Origin of the sequence: Microcoleus sp. T2B6 (assembly GCF_036700475.1) — a bacterium.
Lineage (GTDB): Bacteria > Cyanobacteriota > Cyanobacteriia > Cyanobacteriales > Microcoleaceae > Microcoleus.
Genome location: NZ_JAUBOZ010000033.1, coordinates 19117 through 36530, shown reverse-complemented (window position 1 = coordinate 36530; position 17414 = coordinate 19117). Strand labels below are relative to the sequence as shown.

The window sequence follows — 17414 nt, the reverse complement described above, 5'->3', positions numbered from 1 at the left end:
GAAGCTCTGAAAGGCGAAACGAGAAACCGGGTTTCTTAGGCAGGGTAAAAGCGTCCTAATTTACAAAAATTATCAAATTAAGTATCCATGCGGTACTCTCAAATCAGCCGCGAGTTAAGTTAGACTGAATTGTCAGTGCGTGAATTATTCACAGGTTAGCATCTATGCAGCTCAAACCTCTAAATCAGCCTTCACAAGAACTCTCTACCTCTTGCGAGCATAACATCAAAGACAGCCAGCCACCAAAGCCCAATTATTTCGCTCACATAGCCCGTTCCTTGGGCAACTTCAGTATTCGCGACAAAATCAGCAGTGGGTACGCATTGGCTCTTTGTGTTGCGATTGGGGGAACGACTGTCGGGATGTTGGTGGGTACTCATTACTATCGCAGAACTAACAATCAAGTACACATCGATCGAGAAAGTCAGCTTTTAAATAAGTTGCAGGTGGCTTTACTGCGAACGCAAAACACCCAAGAGGGGCTGATTAACTGGCTCGAAAAGCCCAAAATTTTTGACACCAAATACCAACAGCTACAAAATAATATTTACAGTTTGAAGGTTTTGCTATCTGAAGTCAAAAAATCTAAATACATGGAAGACATAGAAGGCATAGAACAATTTAAAAAAACTTGCGATTCGCTATTGTCTAATTATCTTTTTCGATTAGAAATAGTTAATAAAAAAATCAGTAAATTGCCAAATAACCCCGCTCAACAACGTGTAAAACGTAAGTTGCTGTCGAATTTAGATCGAGATAAAATAGGGTTGGAACTAGATAGGGCTGTCAATGATATAGCAGCAATTATCGATCGCGCCCAACAACAAGAAGATGCAGGGCGGGAGGATCTGCTGCGAGCCCAGGCGCTGCGGGTGCAAATAATTTTGGGTAGCATGGTACTGTCGATCGTCGTTGCAGCAGTGCTGGCGGGCTTCACCAGTCGGGCGATCGCCAAACCCCTCGCCGCTGTAACTAAAATTGCTCAGCGAGTCACTGAAGAATCTAATTTTCAGTTGCAAGTACCAGTTACCAGCACCGATGAAGTGGGAGTATTAGCAGCTTCGCTGAATCAACTGATTCAGAAAGTAAATCAGTTGCTTCAAGAATTGAAATCTGAACAAGAAAGCCAGATACTTCAAAATGAGAAAATGGCAACTTTGGGGCGGATGTTAGCCGGTGTTGCTCACGAAGTTAACAACCCAATCAATTTTATCTATGCCAATATAGACCCAGCCAGAAATTATGTTGAAGATATTTTAGATTTGCTCAAAACTTACGAAACAGAAATTGCCAACCCGCCTGCGGCAGTGATCGAGAAAGGCGAAGAAATAGACATCGATTTTCTCAAAGAAGATTTGATCAAAATATTTGACTCGATGCAAGTAGGATCTGAAAGAGCAAAAGCTATTATCTTAAGTTTGAAAGATTTTTCTCGCCTCGATGAGGCAGCCCCTCATCCCGTCGATTTGCACGCCTGCATAGACAGCAGTTTGCTGATTCTCAACAGCCGCATCAAACAGGGCATTGAAGTGGTGCGAAATTACGGAAACATTCCGACTGTTGAAGGCTATATGGGTTTGCTTTACCAGGTGTTTGTGAACCTTCTCAACAATGCACTAGATGCTGTGGAAGAGAAAGCAAAAATTGATAAAACCAGCTCTGAGGATGCGAAAAAACAATCGGCTTCGGACTCAAGCCAACAGAAAACACCGAGTTTTTCGCCGAGAATTGTGATTGCGACAGAATACTTGGACGACGACTCAGTGGTAGTGCGAATTTCTGATAACGGTACGGGAATAGCACCAGAGAGCCAAGAAAAAATGTTTGAAACATTCTTTACTACTAAACCCAGAGGTGTAGGTACTGGTTTGGGATTGGCAATTGGTCGCGAAATTATCGTTAATAAACACGGGGGGACAATTAACTTTTGGTCTGAGGTGGGAACGGGGACGGAATTTTCGATCGCCCTGCCGATTAAGCATGAGGATTTGATGCAAAATACGCAGGTAAAACCTCCAATTTCTCGCGATTATAATTCGCTCTGCAACGGGAACGCCAACCAAGTCCGAGGATAGAGGAACTGTAAAAACTTAAAAATTCTCAGTTTTTATATCAGTTTCAAAAAAGAAGATCACTCTCAGCCCGCAATCTAAACTCTGATGTCATAATTCATGCCAAATCAAAAATCTCACATCAAAAATCTAAAATTGTATGAGATTGCTTACTGACCGAAAGCATCAAGGATACCCGCCACGTGATTCATTCCAACGCGCAGACTCAGGGCCCAGAAATAAAAAACCTGTATCCGATAAAGGAGCCCCCGAATTTATCTCGCGCAAGTCAATGCTTCAATGCTTCAATTCTAAAATCTAAAATCTAAAATCTAAAATCTAAAATCGATTGACTGGCTGTCGCTACCCCACTAAATGAGTGACAATACCCAAATCACAACTATTTTCCGTAATCTTGAAAAACAGGAGTTGCTATAATTTAAAGTTGAGAAACAACTGTACGGAGCGAAAATTATGGGACTATTTGACCAAATTTTGAGCGCGATCGACAATCCCAACCAACAAGCAAATCCCAATCAGTTGGGCAACATTATCGGTGCGGTAGAGCAGTTGAGCGGCAACCAGGGCGTCGATGCGGGTACGACTCAGCTAGCAATGTCGGTTTTGGGCGGATACGTGCGATCGGCATTGCAAAACGTGCGATCGCAGTCAGGAGACGCACAAGCTCAACAAGTTGTCAACCAATTTAGCGGCACAAATCCCAATCCGCAAGCGGTACAGAGTTTGTTCGGCGCAGGCCAACTGACGCAGATAGTGAACGATATCGCCCACAGAACCGGTTTGAATAACGCCACAGTGCAGGCGATGATACCTGTGTTGGTGCCGCTCATACTGAATTTGCTACAAACCGGCGGCAACGCCCAAAACCCAGCCCAAGGCAGCAATCCCGTTTTGAATACGTTTTTAGATTCAGATGGAGACGGCGATGTAGATATTACTGACGCCATGTCGATGGCAGGCCGCTTTTTGAATCAGCGTAGTTAATTGTTGATGGTTGACAAAACATAACACCCAAATCCCCGACTTCTTGAAGAAATCGGGGATTTAAAGGAATAAGGAAGAAGCAATCAAATCAATGGTTTCAGCAATTAAAAACATCCTAATTACCAAGAAGGTTGCTATATACCAATTTTATAAATTGATTAAATCCGTTCCTTCTCGTCACCTTATGGTATTGTTAGTGTGAGGATACAGTTTGCGGGGATTTTCCAAGGTTGACATACCAGTTCGGTTTTGGCGGCGCATCATTGACTTTTTCTATGTGAGCGCGAACCGAAATATTTTCGTAGTCTCGAATACTACCCGCTCCCATGCCTAACAAGCTTTCATTCCCAAACAAATCCCACAGAAACAGATGTTGCTCGTCTGTAAGTGGAATATCTTCAAGTCGAGCCATATAAAATACTGCCAAAACATCAATCTCCTCCCGTTTGGCACTCCACTGGTACATCAAATCGAATGGGATATTGGCTTCAGTTATGCAACCAATCGCCTTATCTGGGGTCATTTCTCGTTTGTACACTAGGTTTAGGCACAGTGCCAGTATCCAGTGGTCTTTTGGCAGCGAACGTAGTCTGTATTGTTGTTTATTCATCAGTTTTATCCTCTTCACAAGTCCAGTAAATTCCGAGTGTACAATCACTGTGATGTTGTGCTCGGCGTTCGTATTTGTCGCAGCGCTCTTGAGCTTTATAAAACTGTTCTATAAAGGTTTTGCCAGGGACATAAAACGGTCTGTCTGGATTGGCTGCAAGTAATTTTTCGTAATCTTCCCAACTTAAATCTGGATCTTCTGGATCTCTGATCATTTATTTTTCATGTGAGTTACCAAAAACTAAATCATATCGTATTTTGTAGGAAACAACCACCTTTACGGTAAGCACAACCTAAAAACATAATACGCATATCCCCGACTTCTTTAAGAAGTCGGGGATATCACAAGAATTATCAACCCAAACCCAAATCAGTAACAGCACCGATACTGCTAGAAGAAACCAACTTAGCATATTTAGCCAAAACGCCCCTAGTATAGCGAGGTTTAGGAGGCTGCCAAAGAGCCCGCCGCTGCTCCAATTCTGCATCAGAAACATTGAGCTGCAACAAGCGATTTTGAGCATCAATCGTAATCGAATCGCCCTCTTTTACCAAAGCAATTGTCCCGCCAACTTGTGCTTCTGGTGCAACGTGACCGACAACCATGCCGTAAGTTCCGCCAGAGAAGCGGCCGTCAGTAATTAACCCGACAGAATCGCCTAAACCAGCGCCAATAATTGCCGAAGTTGGTGCTAACATTTCGCGCATTCCCGGCCCGCCTTTGGGCCCTTCGTAGCGGATGATAATCACATCTCCGGCTTGAATTTTGCCCGCTAGAATTGCATCCAAACAATCTTCTTCAGATTCAAATACGCGCGCTGGGCCGGTAATTTGTGGTTTTTTAACGCCGGTAATTTTAGCAACGGCTCCTTCTGTTGCCAGATTTCCCCTGAGAATTGCTAAATGTCCTTGGGCGTAAAGCGGGTTGTTCCAAGGGCGGATGACATCTTGGTCGGTGCGGGGTTCGGCTGGAATATCTGCTAACACTTCGGCAACAGTTTGACCGGTAATTGTCAGCGCGTCTCCGTGCAGCAAACCCTGTTCTAGCAGCATTTTCATTACTTGAGGAATGCCGCCGGCTTTGTGCAAATCGGTTGCTACGTATTTGCCGCTGGGTTTGAGGTCGCACAGCACCGGTACTTTTGCTCGAATAGTTTCAAAATCGTCGAGGGACAACTCAACGCCGATCGCATTGGAAATGGCTAATAAATGCAGCACAGCGTTGGTTGAACCGCCGACTGCCATGATGACCGCGATCGCATTTTCAAAGGCCTTGCGAGTCAAAATTTGGCTCGGTAACAACTGTTTGCGGACAGCTTCCACCATAACTTTTGCAGATTCGGCAGCGCTGTCAGCTTTTTCGGCATCCTCAGCAGCCATTGTCGAAGAATAAGGCAAACTCATGCCCATCGCTTCAAAAGCGCTAGACATCGTATTTGCGGTGAACATTCCGCCGCAAGAACCCGCACCCGGACAAGCTTTTTGTTCGACTGCATTGAGTTCTGTTTCGTCAATTTTGCCCGCGCTGAATTGGCCGACTGCTTCAAAAGCGCTGACAACAGTTAAATCCTGTCCGTTGTGGTGTCCGGGTTTGATCGTGCCGCCGTAAACAAAAATAGCAGGAATGTTCATGCGGGCGATCGCAATCATCGCCCCCGGCATATTTTTATCGCAACCGCCGACAGCCAGCACCCCGTCCATACTTTGGCCGTTGCAAACTGTTTCTATCGAATCCGCAATCACATCTCTCGACACCAGAGAATATTTCATCCCTTGAGTTCCCATCGAGATCCCGTCGCTGATAGTAATCGTACCGAACATCTGCGGCATGGCGCCGGCTTCCCTTGCACCCGCAATAGCCCGCAAAGCGAGCTCGTTCAATCCCATATTGCAGGGCGTAATCGTGCTGTACCCGTTGGCAATCCCCACAATCGGCTTAGTGAAATCGCCGTCACCAAAACCGACTGCCCGCAGCATTGCTCGGTTGGGCGCGCGCTGCACGCCTCCAGTCACAGCTTGGCTTCTCAAATTTTCAGGCATTTTAAAATTTCCTTTGTCAGTTGTCTGTTGTCTGTTTTTCTTTGCTGCTGGCTGTTGACTGCCCAGTGCCGAGAGTTTTACGCTATTTTAATTTTCTCAGAAGCGTTGATATTTTTGACACTCCCCACGGCCGGGGCCGGGGGATTCTTCAAGACGAAGTTGAAAGGGACAGGCAAAAGTCCCCCTAGACGCTCAAAACAACTACCAGCACCAGCGGTGTTGCAATTGCGCTTACTTTCAAATTTTTTTCGCTTTCTGAGTCCACCACAAAAGCCAGATAGGTACGCTCCTCACTCTGCCATTATTTGCCCTTTAAGTATTCCGCATCAAAGGCGGATATCTCCGTTGCCGGGATTCCTCCGTACTAGAATGATTCCTCACGTAGATGGTTGTTCTTACTTGCTACTCAAATTATATCAAACACTGAAGGCGGTTGAAACCGCTACCGACTTATCCCCACGGCCCGGGCCGGGGGCTTGCGTCTCGTTCTTCGGTCAGGCCCTTTAAGAGGGAGTGGCACAGCAGTGCCCGGAAAGCAATGCAAAGATTCTACAGATACTACAGCGTGCAGAGTGAATACCGTGGTTATCTGGGATGATGTGGTAACACCCATCACTCTAACGTTTAAAAAAAATTGCGAGGCGAATGACATGGAGGCCGATCGAATTCTGAGGCAATATGCGGCCGGAGAAAGAATTTTTCGAGAAATTAACCTCGCCGGGGCCGACTTAAAAGGGGTAAACCTCAGCGAGGCTAACTTTACCAGATCGAATTTCCAAGACGCAAACCTCAAAGGCGCTAACCTGACGGGAGCGAACTTGCGCGAGGTGAAATTGGCAGGGGTGGACTTGACGGAAGCCAACCTCAGCGAAGCAAATCTCATCGGTACCGATTTGAGCGGCGCCAATCTCAGCGGGGCTAACCTGATGGGAGCCAACCTGCGCGGCTCAATGGCGAGAGAAGTCAACATGACCAAGGCTAATTTGACGGAAGCTAACTTGACCGAAGCCAACTTTACCCAAGCGAATTTGTTTGCGGCCAACTTAACCGACGCTAGCATGATTCGTATTAATTTGATGAAGGCAAATTTGAGTTGGTCAACTCTCAAGGCGGTAAACCTGACAAATGCCATCCTCAGCGAGTCGCTTTTAGAAAGAGCTAATCTGACTCAGGCAATTCTCAGCGGGGCGATGGTGAGCGGGGCCAACTTGGCTGGTGCAGACTTGCGCCAAGTAACGATGGTTGGAGCTAATCTCACCGACGCTAATCTGAGCAATGCTAATTTGAGAGTTGCTAATGTGAGTTGGTCAACGCTGGCAAGAGCTAATTTGAGCGGTGCTAATTTGTACCGGGCAAAGCTGTGCTGGTCTAATTTCAGCGGGGCTGTTTTGGTGGAAGCGGTTTTGATTGATGCTAATCTCAATCGAACTAACTTCCGCGATGCAGATTTGAGGCGGGCAATTATGCCAGACGGCACGACTAATGATTCTTAAAATTTGATTGGTGATTGGTGATTGTTGACTGTTCACTGTTGACTGTTCACTGTTGACTGTTCACTGTTCACTAATGACTACTGACTACTGACTACTGACTACTGACTACTGACTACTGACTAATGACTACTGACTACTGACTACTGACTACTGACTAATGAGTATCACTGAATTATTGATGTTGGGTGCGGCGGGAATTTTTGCGGGAATTCTAGCTGGATTTTTGGGTATCGGCGGCGGTACGGTGCTCGTGCCTTTATTGGTGGCTCTCAATTACGCTCCGGTGCAAGCGGTTGCTACTAGCGGTTTGTCGATCGTCATTACAGCTATTTCTGGCAGCATCCAGAATTGGCGCATGGGCTACCTCAGCTTGAGCCAAGTCGCCGGCATCGGATTTCCTGCCGTCATTACAGCACAAATCGGTGTTTATTGGGCGACGATATTTCCGCCTTACTTGGTGCTAGTTACTTTTGGGCTGTTGCTGTGGCTGAATATTTATTTGATTGAAGTTCGCAAGCGCCTGACAGCTAAGAAGAAAGCGGAACTAGAACAAGGGGAACTGGGAGGACAAGCGGGACAAGGAGAAAATGCTCAATTACCAATTACCAATCACGAATTACCCAATAATTCAAATATTATATTCCATCCAACTTTTGCTAAAATTGCTACTGGCAGTGCGGCGGGTTTATTAGCGGGTTTGTTCGGCGTAGGTGGCGGCGTGATTATGGTTCCCCTGCAAATTTTGCTGTTAGGAGAAAGCATTAAAACCGCAATTCAAACCAGCTTGGGCGTCATCGTCATCACGGCAATTTCTGCGACGGCGGGACACGCGGCGCGCGGGAATGTTTTGTGGGTTGTGGGGTTAATTCTTGGCGGCGGCGGTTTGTTGGGCGCGCAGGTGAGTACGCGGTTTTTGCCGAGATTGCCCGATCGTATTGTTAGTTTAGCTTTTCGATCGCTCTTGGCAGTGTTATCGATTTATGTTTTCTGGCAAGCTTGGCAAAAATTTATTAACGGGTAATTGGTAATTGAGGCAGAGCCTCCGGGTATGTATTCCCAGGCAGAGCCTGGGAACAAGGTTAAGGCTACAATGACAGTTGACAGTTGAAGTTGACAGTTGACAGTTGACTACTAACTAATGACTACTGACTACTGACTACTGACTACTGACTACTGACTACTGACTCAGTTTCTTCACGGCACGAGTCAGACGCTGCAAATAAGGCTTGACAATTTCTTGATTTTGTCTCTGCAACTCGGACACTTGCTGCTGCAAATTCTGAATCTCGGTTTGCAGCATCCCTGTGTCTATTGTGGGTCGATCGAGCAAGTCCTGCAATTGCTTGAGAGAACCTTGGATTTGATCCAAGTCTACTTCGTTCGATCGCTCCTGTAACTGAGCCGTAATAGTTTTAACTTCAGTTAACTGTTCGCCCATCAATAAAAATCGGACGTTGACATTTTCCCAATCATGCTCTCTGAGGGCGCTATTTTCCAAAATGCGGAGTTTTTGCTGCAAATCTGACAGTTGCGTGTGGAAATCCTGAGAGTCGGCAGGCAGCGCCTGGGCTTGGCGTTCGAGGGAGGCTACGGCAGCTTGTACCTCGGCGATGACGCCGGATTCCAAGCCCAGGAGTTTTTGCTGCAAGTCGGAGACGGCGGTGTAGAGTTCCGCAGGTTCTCCAGGTAGTATCTGAACTTGCTGCGAGCGAGGTTCTACGGAGGCCTGTACCTCCGCGATCGCAGAATTTGCCTTTTGTTGCATTTGTTGCTCGAAACGCTGGCGATTGGCGAGATTTATGGAGAGTGCTGCGGTTAAGGGGGCGGCAGCGTAGACAATTTGGCCCGACAATCCTGCAGCAATTGTGCCAATAGCTGAACCAGCAACTGAGGCGTATTCTACCAATTCTAGCCAGTCCGGCTGGTTCGGGGCACTTCTGGAAGCTGGGAATGATGCTTTTTCAATCTTCTGCATAGCCTTTTAGTCGTAGTCGGATAGATGGCGATACCGACATGATAAAAGCGATCGGCAAATAAATCAGGGCTAGTGGTCAAAATTTCCTGATTGTGGTATTTTTATTGACCGAAAGCATCCAGGATACAAGCCCCCGGATTCATCCGTGGGGTCAATGCTTCAATTCTTTAATCTAAAATCTAAAATCTAAAATCGATTGACCTCCTGCCGGATACCTTGTGCGTTTAAAACGGTCAGTCTCAGGTAAAATTCAGGATTAAGTCGATCGCTCAACAGTTAACCAATAAGCGTTCACCGCCGTCTGTCAGGAGTATACAGAAAATGGGTCTTAAGATTATTGAAAGCTACGATAGCAGTTTTGTCCTCGAACCCGATGCTAAAACTGCACTGTTCGGTTTATTAACCGGTGAAAGCTTTGTCAAACAAGTAGCGCTACAATTGCAATGCTCCCGCATTGAGTTTGCCGAGTTACTTTTCCAGCCAGTCCCTTACAGCAGCGAGACGCCCAAGGGAATGCCTGCGGAATTTGAAAAGTATCATCAATCGACCGATTTTGCGATCGTCAACGTCCCGCCTAATTTCATGTTCCAAGCCAAAATATTTAAACCCAGTCGCCTCTGTGCCGTTTATCGAGTTTTCAAGAGTTAGGTAAAGGCTGGTTAATCTGTGGTTTAATCTAAAATCTAAAATCTAAAATCTAAAATCTAAAATCGGATGACAGAAGACATTCAATCTCTCGCCAGCTTAGAATTCATTCCCTACATAGACTCCGAGGGGAAATTGCCCGATTTTGTACAGGGAAAAATCGGCGTTTACGCGATTTTTGACAGCGAGAAAGTCCTGCAATTTGTCGGCTATTCTCGCGACATTTACCTCAGCCTTAAACAGCATTTGGTACGCCAAACCCAATATTGCTACTGGCTGAAAGTCCAAACTATTGACAAGCCCAGCCGCACTATCCTAGAAAGCATTAGAGAAAGTTGGATTGCCGAAAACGGTTCCCAACCCCAGGGTAACGGTGCCGATGCTGGCAAGTGGAACGATCCCATCGACACCAAAACTGTAATGACTGCCCAAGAAACGGCAAATTATGAAGGTATCTTCGCCGATGAAATTGCCAAAGATAAATTGTTGAAAAATGTCGCGCGGCGCGTGGAAAATGAAATTTTCGCGCTGCTGAAAGCTCGCGGCGTAACTGAAGAAATCCGGTTTAATCCCAAGCTGAAAACGAGCGGATTGTTGGATTTAAAGTAAATACGCTCTCTGGTCAATTCCCCACAATCAGCCCCGGTTTGTAATGAGGACTTCTATCAAATCCCGTAGCATGGTAATTAATATTACCCACAGCTTTCGAGACGGCGCCGCGCCCATTAGTCTCAACTTAAGATTTTAGTCCGCCAGTCCTCCCGCTCACCCGGCAGTCCGCCAGGGAATGAATTCCCTGTCTAATAGCAAAAGTCCTCTAAAAGAGGACTAATAAATTATTCAGTCCTCTTTTAGAGGACTTTCGCTTTGAGGCAGGGGTTTCAACCCCTGACGGACTGACGGATTATCGGTTTTACCTTAAACAGATGCTTGCGTACAATCTATCTGATATATCCTCTGGGTCTGTTAAATTTTAAAATGTTGAAATTTATTAAAATTTAACAGATATCGGAATCTGCACAATTAACTTGGTTCCTCGAGCCGGAGCAGAAATACAACTGATTTGACCTCGATGTTTTTCCACTACAATATCGTGACTGATTGCCAACCCTAATCCAATACCACGGCCTACAGGCTTCGTTGTAAAAAATGGGTCAAATATCTGGTGGCGCACTTCCTCACTCATCCCACAACCGTTATCGGCAATGTGAATAACAACGGATTTATAGTGGTGAGTGGCTAATTTTGAATCTTGATTGTGCAGGGCCGATTCTGACACACAACTTACTGAAGTGCTGATGGTAATTTTTCGGGGAGATGGTTGAGTTTCCAGGGCATCAATAGCATTACTTAGCAGGTTCATGAACACCTGATTTAATTCACTGGCGTAACAGGTGACTCTGGGCAGTTGGCTGTAGTCTTTAATGACCTCTATCTCACCAGCTTTGTTTGTTCCCTTCAGCCGGTGCTGCAAAATAACTAAAGTATTGTCAATGCCTTCATGGATATCCACTGGCTTGTACTTTTGTTCGCCAAGGCGGGAGAATTTCCGCAAAGACATCACTATTTCGCTAATCCGAGAAGCACCCTCTGTCATCGAATTCAGCAGTTTTGGATAATCCTCTGCGATGAATTCGGGTTGAATCTCGTTCAATTGGCCGATAATTTCTGCAACGGGCTGCGGGTAGTAATGTCGGTACAATTCGACGAGGCGAAGCAAATCTCGTGCATAGTCCGCCGCTAGAGCAATATTGCCGTAGATAAAGCTGACGGGATTGTTGATTTCGTGAGCAATTCCTGCCGCTAGCTGACCTAAAGAAGCCATTTTTTCCTTCTGTATTAACTGAGCTTGAGTTTTCTTTAGTTCAGTTACGGTTTGTTCGAGTTGCTTGGCGTAGGATTGTGTTTGCTGGAACAACTGCCGCTGCACGAGTTGGTTTGAGACGCGGGCGAGAACTTCTTGTTCGTGAAACGGTTTTGTGATATAATCTATACCACCAACTTCAAAGGCTTTGACTTTATCTAATACTTCATTCAAAGCACTGATAAAAATAATTGGAATGTCCTTGGTTTTGGGAGAATTTTTCAAGGCTTGGCAGACTTGGTAGCCGTCCATACCGGGCATCATGATGTCGAGCAAAATTAAGTCAGGAGGAGTTAACTCGATCGACCGTAGCGCTAGTTGGCCGTCGGGTGCGGTGCGTGTTTTGTACCCTTGCTGCGAGAGTATTTGAGCTAAAAGTTGCAAATTAGTCGGAATATCATCAACAATTAAAATATTCCCTTTTAAGACGGGAGTTGGTTCGTAATTCATATCTAGTTTGGTTAAATAACCTTTATAGGTTTGTAGTATCCCAGGTTTATGAAGTAGGGACACCGCACCGTGCCCATAGGTGTTAACTTAAGCTTTTTGTCCGCCAGTCCTTCCGCCTACCCGGCAGTCCTTAGCGGGAATGAATTCCACGGGGCTTATAGCGAAAGTCCTCTCAAAGACGACTAATGAGTTTAAAAATTCTTCTTCTAAGTCCTCATAGCGAAGACTTTCGCTTTGAGGCAGGAGTTTCAATCCCTGTGGGACTATTGGTTTTACCTTAAATGGACACCAATGGGCACGGTGCGGTGTCCCTACGGGGGGATAGATATATAAGATATATCTGGGGTGTACTTCATAAACCTGCTATCTGCTGTAATATCAATTCTCTTTCGTTTCGGGATGGATGAGAGCTAGTATTTGATTGAACTGAAACTCGTTAGCCAATGCGGCTAGGGCGCTAGCTAAAGCGTCATTGCGATCGCGAATTTGCTCAATTTGGATCAGAATTAACTCTAAATCGCACTCAATTGTGGCTTTCTCTAAAGCTGCCAGCCAATCTGCGGGTAAAGCTGCCAGAGTCTCTGGAGTCGGAGGCTCGATTTGAGTTGACTCGGGAACACTCTCCGGTTCATCGTAAATGTAACGCACTCCCAGATGTTTGTGGAGGGTGGCAAAAATTTCTGTATCTCGAAAGGGTTTGTGAATAAAGTCATCGCAATCATCTGAGACAGTAACGGTTTGCGCTTCCTCGGCGTTACCGGCACTCACGGCAATAATTGCCGTAGCTTGACCTTTAAGGGTGGCTTTAATGCGTTTGGTAGCTTCATGTCCATCCATCACGGGCATCCACATATCCATAAAAATTAAGTGTGGCTCAAAACTCGACCACATTTCAATAGCTTCCATGCCATTGGTGGCTTCTTCGAGTTCAAAGTTAAAGCCAGCGAGGAGTTTGATCAGCAGTTGGCGGTTGTCGGCTCGATCGTCCACAATCAAAATACGATAGCGTGGCTGATTGCGTTCGAGGGCTATCACCCGACGCGGTGGCTGTACGGGTTGAGTCGCCGGGGCATCAACGGCGCTGACGGGGATATCAAACGCGAAGGTGGTGCCGCGTCCAACTTCACTGCGTACAGTAATCACGCCGCCCATCAGCTTGACAAACTGTTGGCTGATAGCCAGCCCCAAGCCTGTTCCTTGCTGAGATTTTGTTCCTGTTTTGGTTTGCACAAAGGCTTGAAAAAGCTTATCTAACTCATCAGCAGCTATGCCGGCACCCGTGTCTTCTATTTCAAAATGTAATTGGTAATTACTGATTGGTAAATCCTGATTTCCACGGTCTATAAATGCACTTACTCTTAACCAAATTACTCCTTGTTTAGTAAACTTAATGGCGTTAGAAAGCAGATTAATTAAAACTTGGCGCAACTTCATTTGATCTGTTTGCACGTATTCGGGAGTTTCGCTAGAGCAGTCAAATATTAACTGCAATTGTCGCTCCTTTGCCTGGAGCTGAAACATCTCTGCTAGATCGTTCAACAGGCTGCTTAATTGAAATTTTGTTGGGTTGATTGTAATGCGTCCCGCCTCTATTTTGGCTAAATCTAATATTTGATTGATCAGAGCTAGCAAGTGTTCTCCGCTGCGGTTGATAATGCGGATATTTTCCTGTTGTTCGCGAGTGAGGTTGGTAGAGCGCTGCATCAATTGGGAGAATCCCAGAATGGCGTTTAGCGGGGTGCGAAGTTCGTGGCTCATATTTGCCAGGAAAGTGCTTTTGGCAAGGTTGGCGGCTTCTGCAGCCCAGGCGGCTTGTTGAAGCTGTACTGCTTGCTGTTGAGTGGCTTCGAGCAATTGAGCTTGTTGTAAGGCGACTCCTAGTTGAGTGCTAATTTGCAGCCCAATATTGATTTCTGCTTCGCGCCAACTGCGGGGTGCAGAATTTTGATAGCTGGCGAGCAAACCCCAAAGTTTACTGCCGCAAAATATGGGAAAAATAACGTAGGCTCTAGCTTGAAATTGCTCTAACAGTTCTAGGTAACAAGGACTCAACCCAGCGGTGTATATGTCTTCAATTATGCGGTAAGGAACGCCTCTAGCATACATACCACCTTGATTTCTTTGTAGATAGGTATCCAGCACTGGTTCACCGGAGGCTTGCATAGTTTTCACGGTACAGCGAGAGTCTTCGACGAGATTGTTTGGCACATTAAAATCGTCGGGTTGTTGCATCAGAGATATCCAGCCCGCAGCCATTGACTCGGCAACAAATTCCCCACTCCAATCAGGATTAAAGCGATAGATACCGACTCGATCGCATTTTAGGGTTTGTCGCAGTTCAAATGTTGTGGTTTTGAATATTGTGTCAATATCTAAGGATTGACGGATGCGATCGATCGATCGGGCGATGGCTTGTTCTCCCTGGGCGCTTTCTCGCAAAGCTGACTCGGCTTCTTTGCGATCGCTAATATCCAAAACAGTGCCCAACAAACGGAGCAACTGCCCTTTTTCATCATAAACCGGTTTCCCTCGAACTTCAATGTAACCGATCGAGCCATCTCTTCGGATTAGCCGCAGATCAATTTCAAAGCTTTGCCCCGACATAGCTCGATCGCGCACCATTGTCAGATAGCGCGATCGATCTTCTGGATGAAAGCGCTCGATTAATTGTTCGTTTGGCAGCGGTTTTTGAGTCGGATCGAGTTCATAAATGCGATATAGTTCTTGACTCCAAGTGGTTGTTTCTGTGGCGATATCGTATTCCCAACTGCCAATACGGGCAATTTTTTGGGCTTCCAGCAGTCGGGATTCGGCTAACTGGCGATCGCTAATGTCGCGCGCTACCCAAACAGCAGAGCTATCCGACAGTGGCGAAATTTTAGCAGCAAACCAAACTTCTTGGTTATTAATCGGCAGACTGTAATCAAAACTAATAGTTTGTTGGGTTTCCAATGCCTGTCGAACTCGAGCAAAATAAATCTCCTCTCTTGGCTCATGAAAAAATTGTTCGATGATGGAGTCGATCTGATTCGTCTGATAGTTGTATTGAAAAATTCCCTTGGTGGGTATAATTTGGATAGTTTCTTCTTGAATATCAAAAATCAATACAATATCTGTAATTGACTCAAATATTTTCACAACTTGCTCAGTAGAAGTGGAAAGTTTTTGTTCGAGCAATTTGCGCTCGGCAATTTCAGATTGTAATAGTTCGTTCGCACGAGCTAAGGCGCAGGTACGTTCGACCACTTCGGCTTCTAAAGTGCGATTGTAGTCAGTTAATATTTTTTCAGCTTGTTTGCGCTGTGCGATGTTAGAAAAAGCAGTGATGGCATAAATAATGTTTCTGCCTTCGTCGAAAATTGGTGTGGCGCGCACCTCAAAAGGAATAAATTTCCCATCTCGATAAAGTTCTACATCTTCAAGGAATACCGTTTCCCCGCGCAGTGCTCGGAATGCGGGCAGTTCTTCAGTGGGATAAAGCTGGTTTTGGCGGTAGATTTGATAAACTTCTACTGCTTCTTCTAAAGTCGAATCGGGAATAGTTTCTACGCCCAGCCAATGCTTGGCAGTTTCGTTGAAGTACACGACTTTACCGGAGGCATCGTGGATAGATACTCCCGCAGGTATGGCTTCGATAAATTGCTTGAGTTGGCTCTCTCTTTGCGCTAAAGCTTCATTTAAAGATTTTTGGTCTGCAAAAGCCTGTTGCAGTTGCGCGGCCATAAAATTGAAGGAATTGGCGAGTTCTCCGACTTCATCCCAGCGTTTATTTTCTAAAGGTTGCTCCCATTTTCCTTTGGCAACATTTTTGGCTGCCGTATTCAAACGCATAATTGGCTTTGTTACCCAACGGGAAGTCAACAATCCGATCGCGATCGCCAGCGGCAGTGTACCCGTCAATAACCAGAATGTATTGCGCGTATTTGCTTGAATCGGAGCCATGAAATCCGACTCTGGCACCACCACCACAATCAACCAATCCAAGCCACGGAAATCTCGATAGGGAGTGACACGGACAAACTGCCTATCGCCCTTGTTCGCCAAGGTAAATCGCTGGGTTGTTTGCAGCGTGCGGAAGTTGCCAAATCGGTTGGCCAGTTGTCGAGCAATATCTCGCGTTGGCGCATCCTTGCTGTTGGTGGCTAGCAATGGCGTCGGTTGCTTTTTGGCTGGTGTCACCAAGGGTGTTTCTAGTGTGGATGTGGCAATCAGATTGCCCGATCGATCCATAATAAAAGCTTGTCCTGAAGCCGAGAATTGCAGCCTAGCCAGAAAGGTATTGATTGCCGAGGGCCCATCATTATCCGTGAGGCGATCGCGGGTACGTTCTCCTACTTGTTCGATTAACTGATGCGCTACATCCTCGACTGATTCCTGACCACTTTTGAAAGAAAGAAAGCCCACTAGCCCAACTACACTTACCGTTTGCAAAACAAACGGCACAATCAGAACCGTTCGCAGCGGCAGCTTGCTAAAAAATTTGGCGGTTAGGCGGTTGAAGTGATAAATGGGCATGGGTGTGAACCAATTGTGCTGGCGATCGTATTTTAACTGCTATAGTCTGCCTTTACCCCCGGCAATTGGCGCGCCCTACAGGCTCTGAAATGTTCCTCCGGGTTCAATATAGCCAACTATCAGCGAAGATTGGGCCCTGCTGTCAAAATTTGCTTCTGTCAGTTCTGTTTCTAGCTGTTTGGCATTTGATTCATTTTTACTTACAAAAACTGTGATAACTTTTCTAATTTCTTTGTGTCTCTCGGCAATCATGTCGTTAATTAAAAGCTCTATAAATGGCTTATTGGTTGGCAGAGAACTGCCCATATTTTGAATTTTAACTTCTGTTTGATTTCCCTCTGAATCTGTCAAAGCCCAGCTAGAGTAGCTTTCGGGAAGTTTATTAATAGTTTGATTCGGGTGCTGGAAGTGCAACCATTTAACAACTGCTGCCTCTGTTACGGCTACAGATTCATGCAGCCGATCGACAAAAGCATAGAAAGCCTCATTATCTTCTCGGTGAGCAAGTACGTAAGCTCGCAATTCCTTTCTGCTCATAGTTTGAAAATTAGGTCGGTTCATCAGAGTATCTCCATTGCCCGTTAGGATAAATCTCTATTTCGATAGTTTCACCAGCCAAAATGTAGACGTTATTTGTGCGTTCATCGAGCCGCACTATGTAGATAGGCTGATACATATTTGTTAACTCGTAGCAAACTACAAAGCATTTGAGTAACTGCGCTGCTGTAGGAATAATCTTTGCTCCTTCACTCTCACACTCTTTGTTG

At 45.7% G+C, this 17414-nt stretch carries 14 protein-coding genes; 6 read left to right on the top strand and 8 right to left on the bottom strand.

Annotated features, from left to right (window positions below):
• Nucleotides 1-164: 164 nt before the first annotated feature.
• Complete coding sequence (locus tag QUA00_RS16285; protein WP_333410233.1) at nt 165-2075, top strand: ATP-binding protein; 1911 nt, start codon at nt 165-167, stop codon at nt 2073-2075.
• 450 nt (nt 2076-2525) lie between these two features.
• The gene (locus QUA00_RS16280) at nt 2526-3056 is read left to right on the top strand and encodes a hypothetical protein (protein ID WP_333410232.1); all 531 of its coding nucleotides are present in this window, start codon (nt 2526-2528) and stop codon (nt 3054-3056) included.
• Between the two features lie 193 nt (nt 3057-3249).
• Here QUA00_RS16280 and QUA00_RS16275 read toward each other — a convergent pair whose 3' ends face one another.
• The 3 genes from QUA00_RS16275 to ilvD form a co-directional block, all read right to left on the bottom strand.
• Nucleotides 3250-3666, bottom strand: a complete 417-nt coding sequence (locus tag QUA00_RS16275) for a hypothetical protein (RefSeq protein WP_333138275.1) — start codon at nt 3664-3666, stop codon at nt 3250-3252.
• Entirely contained in the window at nt 3659-3880 is a 222-nt protein-coding gene (locus QUA00_RS16270) for a hypothetical protein (protein WP_106332686.1), read from the bottom strand. The genes QUA00_RS16275 and QUA00_RS16270 overlap by 8 nt, the downstream gene beginning before the upstream one ends.
• A gap of 139 nt (nt 3881-4019) precedes the next feature.
• Nucleotides 4020-5705 carry a dihydroxy-acid dehydratase gene (gene ilvD, locus QUA00_RS16265; protein ID WP_333410231.1) on the bottom strand — a complete coding sequence of 562 codons (1686 nt, stop codon included), beginning with the start codon at nt 5703-5705 and terminating at the stop codon, nt 4020-4022.
• Nucleotides 5706-6355: 650 nt separating this feature from the next.
• Between ilvD and QUA00_RS16260 the strand changes: the two genes are divergently transcribed.
• Both QUA00_RS16260 and QUA00_RS16255 read left to right on the top strand, forming a co-directional pair.
• Nucleotides 6356-7198: a pentapeptide repeat-containing protein gene (locus tag QUA00_RS16260; protein WP_333410246.1), complete on the top strand. Its 843-nt coding sequence runs from the start codon at nt 6356-6358 to the stop codon at nt 7196-7198.
• A 157-nt stretch (nt 7199-7355) separates the two neighbouring features.
• The gene (locus tag QUA00_RS16255) at nt 7356-8219 is read left to right on the top strand and encodes a sulfite exporter TauE/SafE family protein (protein ID WP_333305823.1); all 864 of its coding nucleotides are present in this window, start codon (nt 7356-7358) and stop codon (nt 8217-8219) included.
• Nucleotides 8220-8375: 156 nt separating this feature from the next.
• Here the strand turns inward: QUA00_RS16255 and QUA00_RS16250 are convergent, their stop codons facing one another.
• Nucleotides 8376-9173 (bottom strand): hypothetical protein, encoded by a 798-nt coding sequence (locus tag QUA00_RS16250; protein ID WP_333410230.1) that lies wholly within the window; start codon nt 9171-9173, stop codon nt 8376-8378.
• Between the two features lie 321 nt (nt 9174-9494).
• On the opposite strand from QUA00_RS16250, the gene QUA00_RS16245 reads away from it, so the two are divergent.
• Nucleotides 9495-9821, top strand: a complete 327-nt coding sequence (locus QUA00_RS16245) for a hypothetical protein (RefSeq protein WP_333305821.1) — start codon at nt 9495-9497, stop codon at nt 9819-9821.
• Between the two features lie 66 nt (nt 9822-9887).
• Nucleotides 9888-10427, top strand: coding sequence for a GIY-YIG nuclease family protein (locus tag QUA00_RS16240; protein ID WP_333410229.1), 540 nt, complete (start codon nt 9888-9890; stop codon nt 10425-10427).
• 382 nt (nt 10428-10809) lie between these two features.
• Here the strand turns inward: QUA00_RS16240 and QUA00_RS16235 are convergent, their stop codons facing one another.
• From QUA00_RS16235 to QUA00_RS36850, 4 genes are all read right to left on the bottom strand, one after another.
• The gene (locus QUA00_RS16235) at nt 10810-12132 is read right to left on the bottom strand and encodes a response regulator (protein WP_333410228.1); all 1323 of its coding nucleotides are present in this window, start codon (nt 12130-12132) and stop codon (nt 10810-10812) included.
• 378 nt (nt 12133-12510) lie between these two features.
• Nucleotides 12511-16647: an ATP-binding protein gene (locus QUA00_RS16230; protein WP_333410227.1), complete on the bottom strand. Its 4137-nt coding sequence runs from the start codon at nt 16645-16647 to the stop codon at nt 12511-12513.
• Nucleotides 16648-16722: 75 nt separating this feature from the next.
• Nucleotides 16723-17208, bottom strand: a complete 486-nt coding sequence (locus tag QUA00_RS16225) for a DUF6887 family protein (protein WP_333305815.1) — start codon at nt 17206-17208, stop codon at nt 16723-16725.
• On the bottom strand, nt 17195-17380 hold the full coding sequence (locus QUA00_RS36850) for a DUF6888 family protein (protein ID WP_445305748.1): 186 nt from the start codon (nt 17378-17380) through the stop codon (nt 17195-17197). Before QUA00_RS36850 ends, QUA00_RS16225 begins: the two co-directional genes overlap by 14 nt.
• Between the last annotated feature and the right edge of the window lie 34 nt (nt 17381-17414).